We start from the raw sequence: 15,250 nt of genomic DNA, 5'->3' as shown, positions 1-15,250 counted from the left end.
CCGTCAACGCCCGGCGCCCGCCCGGACGTTCGCTCCGGGACGGCGGGACGGTGCCGGCTCCTCCGGCGCTCCGGCGGCGGTCAGCGCGACCGGTACGAAGGCCGGCGCCCGGCCGGCCAGCGCCTCGTCCAGCATGAGGTCGGTGTGGCCGATGCCGGACCAGCCGAACATGTAGCCGAGCAGCGAGGTCCTCCCCGGACAGCCGGTGTGGAAACCCCTGGCCCCGGCCGCCCGCGCCGTCTGCTCGCGGTACTCCGCCGCCCGCCCGAGCAGCGACCGGTCCTCCAGCAGCCGGCTCGTGGCGATCAGCGACTGGACGACACCGCTGGAGCCGTGGCACACCGACAGGTCCACCGGCCGGTCTCCGCGCGACGACGTCGCCCCGTCCACCAGCTCCGCGAGGCGTCCGCCGGTCAGCACCTCCGGACGGCCGGCCGACGTGAGGATCTCCGCCGAGACCAGCAGCACGCCCGCGCTGCCGTTGCACCAGCCCGGCACCGGCGGCAGCTCCCCGGCGGACAGCCGTTCCGTCAGCCGGTCCGCGGCCTCGCCGGACAGGGCCGCGTCGCCCAGGTACCGGCCGATGCGGGAGACGGCCCACCACATGCCGACGTCCCCGTGCGCCACGTCGTACCAGGCGCGGTCCAGCGGTGTCGCGGCCTGGCCGAGCACCAGGTCGCACAGCCGCCCGAGCTGCTCCTCGTCCATCAGCCGGTCCTGGCCGGCCTCGAGACGCGCCAGGACGGCCATGAGGAGGCCGGCGGGGCCGTTGGCCAGGTCCTTCTCCAGCGTGCCGGCCTCGATCCGCTCCGGCACGCGCTCCAGCAGCCGCGCCGTCCACGCGCGGTCCTGCCGCCTGGGCCGCGTCAGCATCATCGAGGCGGCCCCGGTGAACACGCTCTCCGGAGCCCTCAACTGGGCCTCGTCGTACACCTGGAGGAGCGCGCTCAGTCCGCGGTCGGCACGCCGGTACAGCTCCGTGAACCGGGGATCGCGCTCCGCGGCGTCCTGCAGGAAGGTGACGATCCCCCCGTTGTCGTGGAACGACAGGTAGTTGCCCGGGAGCAGGGTGGGGACCCCGCGGTCGGGTCCCACCCCGCCGACCCAGCCGCACTGCACGCCGTCCGCGTCCGAGTACGTCACCTGGGTGTCCTGGAGGATGCGGGCGATGTGGGGCCACCAGGGCTCGCCCGCGGGCGTGTCGAGGACGGGCGCGAAGACGCTCTGGGCGGACATCACGTCGGGCGCGGCCTCGGCGAGTTCGCCGAAGCACTCCTCCAGGACGAACCGGTGGTAGCGGTCGCTCTGGGCGGCGTGCAGCGCGAGGCCGGCCCGGGCGGCGTCCGCCGGCGAGGACGGATGCGCCCCCGGCAGCCGGTCGGTGTGGGTGGCCAGTTCGGTGGTGCCGGCCCGGCCCGTGAAGTAGGGCACGTTCCCGGTGTCCATCGCGACGCGCTCGGCCTCACCGGCGAACGCGCGTGCCTCGGGCGCCAGTTGCCGGGGGAACTGCTTGAGCAGCCCCAGGAACCGCTCGCTCTCCCCGGCGTCGCGCAGGTACCGCGGCTGGGTGGCCGCGTCGAGGAACCGGCCGTACACCATCGTCGAGCGGATCAGGCAGCGCACGGGCAACTCGTCGTAGCGGCCGATGACTTCCTCGATCGCCCGGCGCTCCCGGACGGCTCCCAGCGCGTCGGTGTACCCGGCGACGATGTCGCGGTAGAAGCGCACGGACGCGAGCTTCTCGTCGCCGAGCCGCGGCACGTTCTCCTTGTGCTGGTACACGATGGGTTCCCAGCGCAGCCGGAGGGCGTCCGTGCCGCCGTCCTGGAGGGCGCTCTTCTTCATCTTGCCGGACACCTGCTCACCGCTGACGCCGACGCCCGCCATGATCACGTCGATCGGCGACTCGGGCCTGACGTTCGGGACCAGCATGGTGGAGGCCACGGACGCCTCCACGTGGTTGTTCAGCCGCTGCTCCAGCGAGCCGTCCCCGGTCCCGGAGCCGGGCCGGAGCATCATCTCCGTGTCGATCACGCACGGGTACTCCCCGGCGGCCAGCAGGTTCTCGTCGTGCAGGTCGGACGCGCCGATGGCGCCGAAGAGCGCGCACAGCGCCCCGAACCGGTAGAAGTACCGGGCCGGCTGGTCCGGGCCGGTCATGGCCCGCGGCGTGACGAAGCTCTGCCATCCGTGGTCCCCCACGGACAGCGACTCGGGCACGCATCCGCCCAGGGAGTGCGCGAGATACGGATCGACCACGGCGTACAGGTCGCGGACGAAGTCGTCGGCCGCCAGCGTGCGCGGTTTGAAGACCAGCCGCCCGCCGCCGGCCAGGCGCACGCCCACGACACGCCGGTTGTCGTTGTGGGGGTCGCCGCCCGTGGTGATCAACGAGGCGAGCGTGTCGCCCCCGTCCGTGAGCAGACCGCGCTCCACGAGCCGCGGCCGGTCGTCGCGGAAGGCGGTGAACAGGTCGTCGTACGCGTCCAGGAAGCGGTCCAGGACCACGGTGAGCCGACGGCGCAGGACGTCGTAGCGGCCGAGCAGCTCACGGCAGTTGTCCGGGTCCTCGATGTGCCGGCGGAACCTGCTGATCGCCTCGTCGCTCCCGGCGGTCGCGGGCAGCCCCCAGGACTGCCGGAACTCGTGGAACTCGCCGATGAGCACCCGCAGGGAGTGCCCCTCCACGGCGGTGACGAGGTCCTCCCAGACCTGGTCGACCAGTGTCCCGGCGTGCTCGGGCGCGGCCACCTGCGAGAGCGGGCCGCGCAGCCGGTCCACGACGACCTGCCGGGGAATCCGGTTCCGGTAGAACGGCAGGAAGTCCTCGACCGCCACCTGCGGTTCGGTCACCACGTGTGCGTCGGCCGCCGCCGTCGGACCGGTTGCCGGTCGTGCGTCGGTCGCCACCTGTACCTCGCTCATGCCCGCTCTCCCGCCACCAGGGTCCGCTCCAGGTCGTCCTCGCCGTACAGGTCCGCGTACAGGTCGCCGTCGCCCAGGAGGCTCTCGTGCGTTCCCGCCTCGGTGATCGTCCCGTTGTCGAAGACGTAGATCCGGTCGGCCGACTTCACCGTGGCCAGGCGGTGCGCGATCACGATCTGGGTGGCCCCGATCTCCGAGATGGCCCGCAGCACACGGCGTTCGTTGATGTTGTCGAGCGCCGCCGTGGCCTCGTCCATCACGAGGATCTTCGGATCGCCCAGCAGGGCGCGCGCGATGGCTATCCGCTGGCGCTGACCGCCCGAGAAGTTGGCCCCCATGTCGGAGACCAGGGTCTGGTAGCCCATCGGCAGCTCCTCGACGAAGTCGAGGATGCCCAGCCGGCCGCAGAACTCCCGGACGTACTCCTCCGACAGGTCCTTGCCCAGCGTGAGGTTCTCCAGAATGGTGCGGTTGTGCATGTGCACCTCCTGGGGGATGTAGCCGATGGTGCGGCGCAGCGCGGACCTGTCGTACTCCCCGAGGTCGTGGCCGCCGTACTCGATGGTCCCGCCGGTGGCCTCGTAGAGCCCGCAGATGATCCGGCCGAGGGTGCTCTTGCCCGAGCCCGACGGCCCGACGAGGGCCACGCGCTCTCCCGCGCCGATCGTCATCGAGACGTTCCGGACCACCAGCTCGCTGTGGAGCGTGAACCGGAAGTCGACGTTCTTCAGGGTCACGGACGGTGCGACCAGCTCGGTGCGGTCGCCGCCGGCCGCCTCCGGCTCCTCGTCGGAGATCTCCGAGAGCCGGGCCACGTACCGGGACACCTCGTTGAACGAGGTGTACGTCTGGAACACCGAGTTGGCCAGCGAGAAGTAGGTCGCGGAGATGGCCTGCACGGAGACGGCCGCCCCGAGCGAGATGCTGCCGTGGCTGACCATGTAGAGGCTGAGCAGCAGCAGGATCAGCGGGCCGAACATCTGCGTGGTCGTCGACAGCCCCGCGATTCGGCCCTGCTGCAGACGCATCCGGGTCCGCATGGCGTCCAGCGAGTTGCCGTACGTCTCGTTCCAGCCGCGCAGGAACTCCTCCGCGTAGCCGCCCATCTTGATGGCGGGGATCGACACGATGGCGTCGAGCTGGGTGCCCTGGCTCTTGGCCAGGTACGCGATCTCCGAGTCGACGGCCTCGGTCACCCGGTACCGCGTCTTCATCAGGTACAGCGCGTTGAGCAGGAAGATGCCGACCGCGACGGATCCCAGCCGCCACTCGGTGACGAGCAGGTACACCGTGACGCAGAGCAGGGTCCCCACGTCGAGGACGCCCTGGGCCGTCCGGGAGGAGACCAGGTCGCGCACCGCCGTCACGCTGTTGAGCCGGTACATCAGTTCGCCCGGCGGCCGTGTGGTGAAGAACTTGAACGGCAGGTTGAGCAGCCTGGTGAACGTCTGGCTCATCAGGTCCTTGCCGAGCACGGCGATCAGCGAGGACAGCAGCACGACCCTCGTCAGATGCAGCGCGAGGTAGCACACGGCGGCCGCCAGCACGGCGGCCAGGACCACGGCCGCGTCGCCGAAACCCTGCCACTGCGCGTACCGGTCGACCGCCCACCGGGTGAGCACGGGAATGCCGAGCACCGTGCCGTAACCGCTGAGCGACAGCAGCGCCACCAGGGCGATCCGCTTCTTCGTCTCCGAGGTGATCACCAGGAACTTGCGCCACTCCGCGAACGGCGTGGCGCGCTTGCGCTCGAAGGTGTCGCCCGGCTCGGCGGACAGCACGATCTCGGTGAAGCTCTTCTCCAACTCGGCGCGGCTGATGCGCCGTCGGCCGACCGCGGGGTCCATGACGACCGCGGTGCGGCCGTCGAAGCTCTCCAGGACGACGAAGTGGTAGTTCTCCCAGTACAGGATCACCGGTGAGGTGAAGTTCGCGAGAGCGGCCACGTTCCGTACCCGGTACGGCTTGACCCGCATCCCGCGCGATTCTAGGAACTGCGCCAGCTGGCTGGCCGACAGGCCGTCGCGGCCCGCCTCCATCACCGAGCGGGCGCTGACGATCTCCTCCGCGCGCCCGTAGTACCGCAGCAGCGCGATGGACGAGCACAGGCCGCACTCCGTCTGCGTCACCTGCGTCACGGTCGGCACCCGGCGCGCCGTGCGCACCTTCCCCCGGGTGTCCTTCTTCTGGGTGTCCGTCTTCTGGGTCGCCGTCGTCGCCGTCACGGTCAACGCCCTTCCACGGTGAGGGTGAGCGGGCACAGGCGCAGCCCGGGGTCGATCCGGTTGAGCAGGTGCAGGGCGAGCCCCGCGCTGCCGACCATCAGGCTGTTGGTGTGCGCGTACCGGCTGTCCGGATCGGCCAGCTTGCGCCGCATCACCTCGGGCCGGAGCCACTGGCGCTCCTTCTCCCGCACCTCGTCGTGGAGCGGACTCCCGTCCGGGCCTGCGATGAAGCGCAGCGCGCCGTGGTTGCCCAGGTCGCCGTGGCACCAGGTCAGGTTGCGGCCGAAGCCGAGGCGCAGGGTGTTCTCGACCGCCTGGTCCCGCCGGGCCGCGACGGTCTCGTGGCCGAGCACGCCGGCGGCGCCCGACAGGGCGAGCGCGACACTGGTCGCGCCGTGGCACCAGCCGGTGGCGAAGCTGCCCCGTCGCGACAGCTGGGACGACCAGTTCCGCTCGGCGGGGTCGTAGAACGTGTCGAGCCGCCGGACCAGGTCGGTCAGCGCCGTCCCGACCGGTGCCCGGTGCTCCGCCGGCAGCAGGGGGTGGGCGCGGCCGAGGGCGTGCACGACGCCGCTGATGCCGTGGGCGAAGCCGGACTGGTCCAGCACCGACCGGGCGAGGGCGCCGTCCCGCCCGAGTGCCCGCGTGAGCAGGAGCGCGACCTCGGTGACGGCCTCGCGCCCCTCGGGGGCCGCGACTCCGCTTCCGGTGGGGTCCGCGACGGCCGCGAAGCAGTTCAGCACGCCGGCGAGGCCGCTGATGACGTCCAGCGGCAGCTCGTCCACCGGTACGGCGCGGATCTGCTCCAGGACCAGGGGCACCGCCCCTTGGGCGGCGCTCACCCACGCCTCCTCGCCGATGAGCCGGCCCGCCGCCGAGAGGCAGAACAGGATGCCCGCCATGCCCGTGTAGCCGGCGTATCCGGCCTGCTGGAGGCTCCGGGTCTCGTAGCGGTGCGAGGCCAGGATCTCGCCGGTCGCGGAGAAGATCTGCCGGGCCACGGCCAGGCAGCGCTCGTCGTCCAGGACCCGTCCGGCCGCGGCGAGCGTGAGGGCGATGCCGGTCCGGCCGGTGTACAGGTCGTAGCCGAGCACGCCGGGCGGCCAGGGGCGGTCCGCCTCCGCGGACGCGAGCGGCCCGATCCAGGTCCTGGGCAGGTGCGCGAAACGGTCGGGCAGCGAGGTCTCGACCAGGCCGTCGGTGAGTTCGCGGGCCAGCGAGGTGAGGGCCGCGCGCTCGCCGGAGTCCGCACCGCCGCCGGAAGGGGCCTCGGTGGGCCGGGCGGGCGTGAGGTGGTTGTCCGGGAACTGGGCGGTGAACGCCGAACGGATGAGCCGCAGCTGCTCTCCCAGGTCGGTCTCGCCGAGGCCGGCCGCCTTGTCGAGGGCGAGGTCCAGCGGGGAGGAGCCGAACGCGGCGCCCACCTCGCGGCCGTCCCCGTCGCAGACGCGGGTGCCGGTGGCGCTGACGGTGAAGTAGGGGACGTCGCGCTCGGCCAGCTGCCGCAACTCCGAGGCGATCAGCGTCCGGTCCGAGGTCTTGCTCGCTATGGCGATCCGCTTGAGCAGCGCGAGGTAGGTGTCCGGGTCGTCGAGCGCGCTCGGACCCGTGACCATGCGCAGGGTCTGGGAGTAGAGCGCGGTGGGGTTGTGGACGTAGCGGATCCGCAGCCCGTCGGCGGCCTTGCGCAGGAGCGCGGTCCAGGTGCCGGGTGCCGCGAGGACCGCCCGGTAGGTCCGGGTGAAGCCGTCGGCCATGCTCCGGCCCAGGCGCAGGATCTCCTCCTCGGTCCGCTCACCGACCACGGTCCGGCGCGCGGACACCTCCTGGGCCTTCAGGGAGAGCCGGATCCGGTCCGTGTACGGCTCGTCGAAGCTCATCTGCTTGAACGGGGACGCGCCCCGCCCCGGCCCGCCGAGGAACCCGAGGTCGACGTGGCCGCCCTGGTCCCCCCGCCGGCCCGCCATCACCAGCGGCAGGATGCCCACCCCGTAGACCGACCGCCCGATCGTGCCGTACGCGTTCCCGTCGGCCTCCGGCACCGGTCCGACGTGGATGCGCTCCGGGTGCAGCACCGTCTCCAGGTCCACCGGGACGGGACCGCGGCGGGTCGGCACGATGTTCTCGAAGTGCATGTCCCGCGCGTTCAGCAGGTAGAGCACGGCGGCAAGTTCGCCGCTCTCGTAGAGGAAGCGCTCGGAGATCGCGGAGACGTCCTCGGTCTCGACGTACTCCACGTATCCGTAGCCGTCGCGGGCGAGCGCCGTGACCGCGTGGAGACGGGTGCCGAAGGCCGCGTTGAACTCGTCCGCGAGCACGGCGAAGCCGGCCTCGCAGGACACGTCGCGCGGTTTGTAGACCAGGCGGGTGCCGGACTCGAAGGCCAGGATGCAGACGGCCCGGCCGTGGTGGTGGGTGTCGCCCTGCGGCCGGCCGAAGGAGACCAGCCGGTCCTCCACCGCGATGCCGAAGGTGTCACGGATCGCCGCACGGTCGGCCACCAGCCGGGAGCAGAGTTCGACGACGGAGTCGACGGTGCCGGCCAGCACCACCGGCGTCAGGTTCCGCAGTACGGGGAAGTCGAGGCCGCCGGCCGAGGCGACCGAGCCGCGGACGGCCTCGTCGACGAAGTACCGGTAGCGCTCGCGGGGGGTCTCTCCCAGCAGGGAGCCCTGCTCACGGGCGTGGTTCACGGCCGCGACCAGCGGACGGGTGTACAGCTCGCGGATCCGCGCCTCGGCCCGGTCGAGGAGTTCGGTCAGCGCGTCGTCGCGGTCGGCGAACAGGCCGGGGAAGGCGGCGAGCGGATCGCCGTCCGCGGCCCCCGCCGCGATGTCCCTGACCACCTGCTGGAACGGATACTCCTCCGCCCGCGCCGTCCAGTCCTTGACGACCCCGGGCCTGGAGGGCAGCACGGCGGGCTGCTGCGGCTCACGGGAGACGACCGCGCGGACCTCGTCGTCGAAGGCAGCGAGCGGGGTGATGGTCTCCTCGATCTCGGTGTCGTCGAACTCCGGGTAGTAGTTGATCGCAGATCTCATGGCCCGTCTTTCCGCCCGTGCTGTGAAGTGACCCTGACCCCCATAGGACAAGGCGGAATGGACCCTTGGGGGTGCTTCGGTCCATTCCGCCTGGCCGATTACATCGACCGTGCAGAACTCACGTTCTGCGTGATCGCTCCCACCCGCCGCTGACCGGAGGGCAGGAGAATCAGCACTCCTTGGTGCACTTGGTGGTCGGGCAGAAGGCGACGCTGGCCGCCACCGACACCGCGACGGAGACCGGGGTGGTGCCACCGGTCACGTCGGACTCGCTCAGCTCGATGAGCTCGGCCTCGTCGTAGGCGCCGAGGAAGTCCTTCTGGTTCTCACGCATGGTGTTCCCTCTCGTCGTTTCGGTTGGGCGGGGTTCAGCTGCAGTTGGGCTGGCATTCCTTGGTGAGGGTGCACCAGCCGCCGTGGTTGCCCAGCGAGTCGGACAGAGAGAAGGTGTTCGTGGTGCAGGCGCCGTACGCGACGCCGTCGAAGTCCTGCTCCTCGATCTCTTCGATGAGGGACAGGTCGCCCTGATACATCAACGTTCTCCCTTGTGTCATGGGTCGTAACGCCGCACCGGACTTCCGTGTCGGCGTCTGGTCCCATCCTGGGAGACTGATGTTCGACTCCCGCATCGCGTCGGAGGGGATGCGGGCATCGGCCGCGCATAGGGTTCGCATGCGCGGCGCACCCGGGCCTCGCAGGCTCGCGGTTTCGGGCGCCCCCGGGCTTCGCACGCCCGGGGTGTCGGGCGCCCCGGGCGTCACGCGCTCCCGGTGTCAGGCGTCGCGGCGCCGCAGCGCGAGGTAGCCGGCGCCCAGCGCGGCGGCCGTCCACGCCGCGAGGACCGCGAGCCCGGACCACGCGTTCAGCACGTACCCGTCGGGCGCGTGCCGGTAGAGCGCCAGCCCGCCGGCCTGGTCCGGCAGGAACTGCGCGGCCCGGCCCACGCCGGGGACGTTCGTGAGGATCGTGGAGACCGTGAAGAACAGCGGCATCAGGATGCCCATGGTGAGCACCGAGGAGCGCAGGAGAGCGGCGACGCCCATCGAGAACAGGCAGAGCAGGGTGGTGAAGAGCACGGCGCCGACCAGCGCGGCCGGCACACCGTCGTCGGTGAGCGACACGCTCTCTTCCCCCATGGTCGCCTGCGCGAGGAAGAAGCTGGTGAGCACGGCGACGCAGGACACCGCACCGGCGGCGAGCCCCCCGGTGAGCATCTTGGCCGCGTAGAACACCCCGCGCCGCGGAACCGCGGCCAGTGAACTGCGGATCGTTCCCGTGGAGTACTCGCTGGTGACGGCCAGCACCCCGAAGACCACGAGACCGATCATCCCGAGCCGCAGTCCGCTGAACCCGGCGGAGACGGGATCGAACGACGACGGCGCGGGTTCGTCCGCGTACTGACGCCGTACGACGGCTCCGGTCACCACCGCGAGGGCGAGGCTGAGGGCGACGCACAGCACGAGGCTCCACACCATGGAGCGCACGGTGCGCACTTTGGACCACTCGAAGTCGACGGCCGCGTTCAGACTGCTCATCACCGTGCTGCCCCCTGTTCCGCCCGGTACTCGACGGAATCCGCCGTGAACTGCATGAAGGCGTCCTCCAGGGACGCGGTCGTCGTGGTCACCTCGTAGAGGGCGATCCGGCTCTCGGCGGCCAGGGTCCCCACCGTCTTCTGGTCGGTGCCCACCGCTTCGAGGGACCCGTCGGGCCCGTGGTCCACCTGGACGCCGCGCGCCGCCAACAGGTCGCGCATGCGCTCGGGTTCGGGGGTGCGGATCAGGACGTACGACCGGGAGTTGCCGGTGATGAAGTCGTGGGCGGGGGTGTCGGCGAGGAGCCTTCCCCGGCCGATCACGACCAGGTGGTCGGCGGTCAGCGCCATCTCGCTCATCAGGTGGCTGGAGATCAGCACCGCGCGGCCCTCGCCCGCCACGCGCTTCACCAGGTCGCGGACCCACTTCACGCCCTCCGGGTCGAGGCCGTTGACCGGTTCGTCGAGCAGCAGGGTCTGCGGATCGCCGAGCAGGGCGGCGGCGATGCCCAGGCGCTGGGACATGCCCAGGGACAGCCCCTTCGCCCGCTTGTCCGCCACGCTCGCGAGCCCGACCGTCTCCAGCAGCTCGTCGACACGCCGTGCCGGCAGCCGGTTGCTGCGGGCCAGCCCGGCCAGGTGCCCCCGCACGCTCCGGCCGCCGTGCACCGCGCGGGCGTCGAGCAGCGCGCCCACGGTGGTGAGGGGCCGGGGCAGGTCCTCGTACCGCTTGCCGTCGACGAGGACCTCGCCCGAGGTGGGCCTGTCGAGACCGACCATCGCGCGGATCGTCGTCGATTTGCCGGCGCCGTTCGGGCCCAGGAACCCGGTGACCCGTCCCGGCTCGACACGGAAACTGAGCCCGTCGACCGCTCGGACCTTTCCGTACCGCTTGGTCAGTTCTCGCACTTCGATCATCGCGGTGAGTCTCCTGTGGTGAACCTTGCTCGTCTGGACGTGACGGGGGACGTGACGGTGGATGGGGACAGGGATGTGGGGGGTGGGGGAGGGGCGGTGGGCATGGCGGCGGGACCCCACCGCTCGCGGGGAAGAGCGGGCGGGAAGAGCGGGCGGGAAGGGCGGGCGGGTCCCGGCCGCCCGCGGGCAGGCCGACCCCGCCCGGCGCCGCCGCACGCTCACGGGCGCGGCGGGACCAACCGGGTTGCTGCGCGGGTCAGTCGGTGTTGGCGCGGTTCAGTCGGTTCTCGCGGGAATCAGCCGTCTCTCGCAGGGATCAGTCGGCCGGCCGAGCGGTGCGGGCCGTCACCGCGATCCGCTCCAGCGCCGCCGCGTGCCGCGCGAACGCCTCCCGTCCCTTGGGCGTGAGCCGTGCGAGCTTGCGCCGCCCGGCCGAGGCCGGCTGTTTGCGTACTTCGATGTACTCCTCGGCCGCGAGCGCCGACAACTGCTTGGACAGGGCCGAGTCACTCGTACCGATCGTGTCCCGGATGAACCCGAACTCCGTCCAGTCGGCGGGTGCCAGCAGGGCCACGATCGTCAGCCGCGGAGCCGGGTGCAGGAAGGCGTCGAAGTCGGCGTCCATCAGCGACGCCGATCCGCCCGGCCCCGCAGCCGGGCGTCGGCGACCTCGCGGACCCGGGGCGCCGCCAGCAGGCAGCCGCCGACCACCACGGCCGCGGACAGGAGGTGGGGCGTGGGCACCCCGCCCGCGGAGAGCGCCGCTGCCAGCCCCCGGAACACCGCGTAGCCGGCGAGCCCGCCGACCACCCCCAGCAGCACGCCCCGGGTGCCCGGCCTGTTGCGGACCGGCGCACCGTACGTGTGCCGGAGCACCAGCAGCGCCACCAGGAGCAGCCCGGGGAGCAGCACGGCCCCGCCCCAGGGGTTGGGCAGGTCGAAGGACGCGAAGGAGACGAACAGCAGCAGTGCGGCCGTCAGCAGGGACGGACGCGACAGGGCGAAGCGGAGTTCCGCCGCGCCGGACTGCTCCCGACGGGTGCGGATGTCGTCGAGTGCGGCCCGGGCGTCGGCCGGCGTGAGGGCGTGTTGGTCGACGGCGCTTCCGTCGTGCTGGTCGTCGGTCGGCATGGGACCTCGCACCTTCCTGCCGAAGGGACGTACTTTCCTACCGAGAAAGTAGCAGACAGTTTCCTGTTGGGAAAGTACACTCCCGGCACGGACCCACGGGGTGACAGTGAACGGGGAGGATCTATGAAACCCTTGATGCTGGAGGGGTTGTCGAAGCGCTTTGGCAGCCAACAGGCGCTGGAAAAGCTGACGTTGGCAGTGCGGCCGGGAGAGATAACCGGCTTCGTCGGCGGCAACGGAGCAGGCAAGACCACCGCCATGCGGATCGGCGTCGGGGTGCTCGAACCGGACGAGGGACGGGTGCTCTGGGGTGACGCACCGGTCACCAGGGCGGAGACGGAACGATTCGGCTACATGCCGGAAGAGCGCGGGCTGTACCCCAAGATGACGGTGGCCCGCCAGCTGACCTACCTCGGCGAACTCCACGGCCTCTCGCGCGCCGAGGCCCGTGACGCGATGGTCCGCTGGACGGAGCGGCTGCGGATCACCCAGCACCGCGACAAGCGGGTCGCCACGCTCAGTCTGGGCAACCAGCAGCGCGTCCAGCTGGCCGCCGCCCTGGTCCACGATCCCGACGTACTCCTCCTGGACGAGCCGTTCTCGGGCCTGGACCCCCTCGCGGTGGACGACATGAGCGAAGTCCTGCGCACCAAGGCGGAGCAGGGCGTGCCCGTACTCTTCTCCAGCCACCAGCTGGACCTCGTCGAGCAGCTCTGCGACCGGGTCGCGATCGTGCGCGCCGGGCGCCTCGCGGCCTGCGGCACGCACCAGGAGCTGCGCCCCGCGGACTCGCGCGGACAGGTGTACGTCGAGATCGACGGCGCCGGCGGGGACTGGCCCGCGGACTGCGCCGCGGCCGCCGCCCACCGGGCCCACGAACAGGGCGTCCTGGTCGACCTCGCCGCGGGCCGCACCGAGAACGACCTGCTGGCGCAGGCGGCACGGCACGGCACCATACGGCAGATGCGGCGGCACGAGCCCAGCCTCGCCGAGCTGTTCCGGGACCTGGTGGAACCGGCCGACGACCCGCCCACGGACCGTGGAGAGCCGGACGCCCCGGCCTCCGACCCGGCTCGTACCTCCGACCTGGACAAGGTGTCCGCATGAAGCGCCCGGGCTCCAGACAGCACACGCTGCGCCCCACCCGTGTCCGACTGGTGTACACCCGCGAGCTGCGCGCACGCATGTGCACCCGGGGCTACGTCGTCGGCCTCGCCCTGCTCTCCCTCGTCACCTTCGGCCTGGTCATGGGCTTCAGCATGCTGGGCGGCACCGGCGACTCGACGGTGGCGGTGTGCGGCGCGCCGGCCGAGTCGACCGGCACCGCCCCTCCCGGCATACGGGTCACGTCCTGCGACGGCATGACCGACGGCCGAAAGCTCGTCGAGAACAAGGACGCGGACGCCGCCGTGGTCGTCACCGGCAACCGCGCCACCCTCCTCTCACGCGCCGACACCGGCGACCAGGCGAAGGCGGGAGCCGAGGCACTCGCCACGTCGTGGGCCGGCCACCAGGCCCTGCTCCGGCAGGACGTGGACCTGCAACGCCTGGAACGGGACACCGCCGCCGCCGAACTCACCACCGTGACGGTCGGAAAGTCCGTCGGCACCCTCCAGTTGGGCGCCGCGGCGACGCTGATCATCGTGCTGTTCACGCAGATCGTGAATCAGGGGTCGGTGATCGCCCAGGGCGTGGTCGAGGAGAAGTCGACCCGGGTGGTCGAGGTGCTGCTGGCCACGCTCACGCCGCTGGAGCTCCTCATGGGCAAGGTCGCCGGCATCATCACGGCCGGCATGGTGCAGGTGGCGACGATGCTGGGCGCCGTCGTCTGCGGACAGGCACTGGTGTCCGACACGAGCACGGAACTGCCGGGAGCGCAGGCCCTGGTGGTGACGGTGCTCTGGTTCCTGCTGACGTTCGCCCTGTTCGCCTCGCTGTACGCGGCGGCCGGCTCCCTGGTGTCGCGCCCCGAGGACCTGCAGGGCGTACTCACCCCGGTGATGCTGCTCGCCCTCGCCCCGGTCGGCACGGCGACGGCAGCCGCCACCGACCTCTCCGCGTCCTGGATCTCGGTCGTGCAGTACATCCCGCCCTTCTCCGGCCTCCTGATGCCGCTCAAGGCGTCGGTCGGCACGGCCAACCTTCCCGAGCAACTGATCGCCGCCGCACTCCTGCTGGCGGCCACGGTCTGCTGCATCACCCTCGCCGCCCGCATCTACAGCAACTCGGTCCTCAGGGTGGGCGCCCCGGTGCGCTGGCGCCAGGCCCTGGCCGCGTAGGCCGCCGCAGGTCCCGGGCGGTACGACCACGGTCGCACCGCCCGGGACCGTGCAGCGCGCCCACCCGCCGTACACCGCCGCTGAGGCACTGACCGGCACGGCGCGCGCCGCGGCCTTCGAACAAACCGGCCGATCGTGCCCGGTCGCCGGCGTCCACGAGACGCGAACCGGACCCGGCACGGGGCTGCTTCCACCCGAAGGCGAGAGGGCTGAGGGTTCAAGCGATGCCAGCACGCTTGTAGCCGACCCACAACCGGCCGCCGACCTGCCCGAGCACCTCGTCGACGACGGCCACGAGAGGCTCCACCCTCCCGCTCAGAACCTCCTGCAGTCCGTGGTGGAGGCGTGCACCGAGCCCCGGCACGGCCGTCTCGAGGCGACGTGCCAGCCACTTCCCACCACCGCCCCAGGACCCGGCAGCCGCCAGCGCCAACTCCCCGGTCCGGCGGACCAGCTCGCCCGCGATGAACAGCCGCTCGCTCCGGTCGGTGCTCCCCGCGAGGTCGTCGAGGAGGTCGGTGATCGCGTAGCGGTGGTCGTCGATCTCCTCCGCCGGCACCGGGGGCGGTCCGGCGTCGGTCAGCTTCCGGGCGTGTGCGGCGAGCCGCGCCCCGAGCCCGTCGGTGTCGAAGAGCACCAGCCCGGCGGCACACATCCACAGCAGCGGCGACCGGCGCGTGGGCAGCTCCCGATCGATGTAGGCGTGCCACGTCGCCTCGGTGTGCACGAACATCTCCACCGGCCAGCCGGCGTACTGGAGGCTCTCCCGGTAGGGGGCCGGCGCCCCGTGGAGCAGCACCACGATGTCGAGGTCCGACGTCGCCGTACCGCGACCGGTGGCGACACTGCCGCCCAGGAACGCGGTACGCGCTTCGGGGTGCTGCTTCTCTACAACGGCGCGCGCGGCATCGATCCCATCCATACGCCAACTATCACCGCTGCGCCCCGTCGCACGCCACGTGCTTTCTCTCCCCCACCCCGCCCTGCCACCCCGCATCCCCCGGCAGCCGCCTCCCTACCGGCTCTCAAAGGCCCCAGGAAACACCTCAGGGACCCGACCCGCACTGCGGATCAGGCCCCTGACCTGGTGTCTCCGGTGCGGCCGAGCCGTGGGGGTGGCACCGACCTCTGCGAAAGCGTTGATGGCCGGTACGGGTTGCCAACGGGCTCGCAGGCGATCGTACGGCCCTCCGACGG

Annotated in this window: 12 protein-coding genes; 2 read left to right on the top strand and 10 right to left on the bottom strand. The window is 71.8% G+C overall.

The annotated features are described in order from the left end of the window. Positions 1–3: 3 nt before the first annotated feature. From lanM to IG94_RS0123660, 9 genes are all read right to left on the bottom strand, one after another. Positions 4–2,925, bottom strand: coding sequence for a type 2 lanthipeptide synthetase LanM (gene lanM, locus IG94_RS0123700; protein WP_031040629.1), 2,922 nt, complete (start codon positions 2,923–2,925; stop codon positions 4–6). Further along, on the bottom strand, positions 2,922–5,150 hold the full coding sequence (locus tag IG94_RS0123695; RefSeq protein WP_224326492.1) for a peptidase domain-containing ABC transporter: 2,229 nt from the start codon (positions 5,148–5,150) through the stop codon (positions 2,922–2,924). The genes lanM and IG94_RS0123695 overlap by 4 nt, the downstream gene beginning before the upstream one ends. A 2-nt stretch (positions 5,151–5,152) precedes the next feature. After that, positions 5,153–8,191 carry a type 2 lanthipeptide synthetase LanM family protein gene (locus IG94_RS38825; protein ID WP_043484380.1) on the bottom strand — a complete coding sequence of 1,013 codons (3,039 nt, stop codon included), beginning with the start codon at positions 8,189–8,191 and terminating at the stop codon, positions 5,153–5,155. A 169-nt stretch (positions 8,192–8,360) separates the two neighbouring features. Beyond that, a complete protein-coding gene (locus tag IG94_RS42930) occupies positions 8,361–8,525 on the bottom strand; it encodes a class II lanthipeptide, LchA2/BrtA2 family (protein ID WP_169752384.1) in 165 nt (54 codons plus the stop codon). Positions 8,526–8,559: 34 nt separating this feature from the next. Then, positions 8,560–8,724 carry a plantaricin C family lantibiotic gene (locus IG94_RS0123680; RefSeq protein WP_031040624.1) on the bottom strand — a complete coding sequence of 55 codons (165 nt, stop codon included), beginning with the start codon at positions 8,722–8,724 and terminating at the stop codon, positions 8,560–8,562. A 240-nt stretch (positions 8,725–8,964) separates the two neighbouring features. After that, positions 8,965–9,726 carry an ABC transporter permease gene (locus IG94_RS0123675; RefSeq protein WP_031040619.1) on the bottom strand — a complete coding sequence of 254 codons (762 nt, stop codon included), beginning with the start codon at positions 9,724–9,726 and terminating at the stop codon, positions 8,965–8,967. Next, complete coding sequence (locus IG94_RS0123670; protein WP_031040615.1) at positions 9,726–10,643, bottom strand: ATP-binding cassette domain-containing protein; 918 nt, start codon at positions 10,641–10,643, stop codon at positions 9,726–9,728. Before IG94_RS0123670 ends, IG94_RS0123675 begins: the two co-directional genes overlap by 1 nt. A gap of 316 nt (positions 10,644–10,959) precedes the next feature. After that, the gene (locus IG94_RS0123665; RefSeq protein ID WP_031040612.1) at positions 10,960–11,268 is read right to left on the bottom strand and encodes a transcriptional regulator; all 309 of its coding nucleotides are present in this window, start codon (positions 11,266–11,268) and stop codon (positions 10,960–10,962) included. Then, positions 11,268–11,774 (bottom strand): hypothetical protein, encoded by a 507-nt coding sequence (locus IG94_RS0123660; protein ID WP_051159658.1) that lies wholly within the window; start codon positions 11,772–11,774, stop codon positions 11,268–11,270. The genes IG94_RS0123665 and IG94_RS0123660 overlap by 1 nt, the downstream gene beginning before the upstream one ends. 123 nt (positions 11,775–11,897) lie before the next feature. On the opposite strand from IG94_RS0123660, the gene IG94_RS0123655 reads away from it, so the two are divergent. Further along, on the top strand, positions 11,898–12,881 hold the full coding sequence (locus tag IG94_RS0123655) for an ABC transporter ATP-binding protein (RefSeq protein ID WP_063741515.1): 984 nt from the start codon (positions 11,898–11,900) through the stop codon (positions 12,879–12,881). Continuing rightward, complete coding sequence (locus IG94_RS39725) at positions 12,878–14,053, top strand: ABC transporter permease (protein ID WP_052410823.1); 1,176 nt, start codon at positions 12,878–12,880, stop codon at positions 14,051–14,053. The genes IG94_RS0123655 and IG94_RS39725 overlap by 4 nt, the downstream gene beginning before the upstream one ends. A 217-nt stretch (positions 14,054–14,270) precedes the next feature. Here IG94_RS39725 and IG94_RS0123645 read toward each other — a convergent pair whose 3' ends face one another. Further along, positions 14,271–14,975 (bottom strand): nucleotidyltransferase domain-containing protein, encoded by a 705-nt coding sequence (locus IG94_RS0123645; protein WP_031040600.1) that lies wholly within the window; start codon positions 14,973–14,975, stop codon positions 14,271–14,273. Between the last annotated feature and the right edge of the window lie 275 nt (positions 14,976–15,250).

The sequence above is a fragment of the Streptomyces olivaceus genome (assembly GCF_000721235.1).
GTDB lineage: Bacteria > Actinomycetota > Actinomycetes > Streptomycetales > Streptomycetaceae > Streptomyces > Streptomyces olivaceus.
Note: the sequence above shows the minus strand (reverse complement) of the source record. Positions and strands in the feature narration are given on the sequence as shown.

Excerpts from the sequence above, each read along its gene's own strand:
- lanM (WP_031040629.1), bottom strand. The coding sequence starts at position 2,925 with ATGAGCGAGGTACAGGTGGCGACCGACGCACGACCGGCAACCGGTCCG.
- IG94_RS38825 (WP_043484380.1), bottom strand. The coding sequence starts at position 8,191 with ATGAGATCTGCGATCAACTACTACCCGGAGTTCGACGACACCGAGATC.
- IG94_RS42930 (WP_169752384.1), bottom strand. The coding sequence starts at position 8,525 with ATGCGTGAGAACCAGAAGGACTTCCTCGGCGCCTACGACGAGGCCGAG.
- IG94_RS0123680 (WP_031040624.1), bottom strand. The coding sequence starts at position 8,724 with ATGTATCAGGGCGACCTGTCCCTCATCGAAGAGATCGAGGAGCAGGAC.
- IG94_RS0123675 (WP_031040619.1), bottom strand. The coding sequence starts at position 9,726 with ATGAGCAGTCTGAACGCGGCCGTCGACTTCGAGTGGTCCAAAGTGCGC.
- IG94_RS0123670 (WP_031040615.1), bottom strand. The coding sequence starts at position 10,643 with ATGATCGAAGTGCGAGAACTGACCAAGCGGTACGGAAAGGTCCGAGCG.
- IG94_RS0123665 (WP_031040612.1), bottom strand. The coding sequence starts at position 11,268 with ATGGACGCCGACTTCGACGCCTTCCTGCACCCGGCTCCGCGGCTGACG.
- IG94_RS0123660 (WP_051159658.1), bottom strand. The coding sequence starts at position 11,774 with ATGCCGACCGACGACCAGCACGACGGAAGCGCCGTCGACCAACACGCC.
- IG94_RS0123655 (WP_063741515.1), top strand. The coding sequence starts at position 11,898 with ATGAAACCCTTGATGCTGGAGGGGTTGTCGAAGCGCTTTGGCAGCCAA.
- IG94_RS39725 (WP_052410823.1), top strand. The coding sequence starts at position 12,878 with ATGAAGCGCCCGGGCTCCAGACAGCACACGCTGCGCCCCACCCGTGTC.
- IG94_RS0123645 (WP_031040600.1), bottom strand. The coding sequence starts at position 14,975 with ATGGATGGGATCGATGCCGCGCGCGCCGTTGTAGAGAAGCAGCACCCC.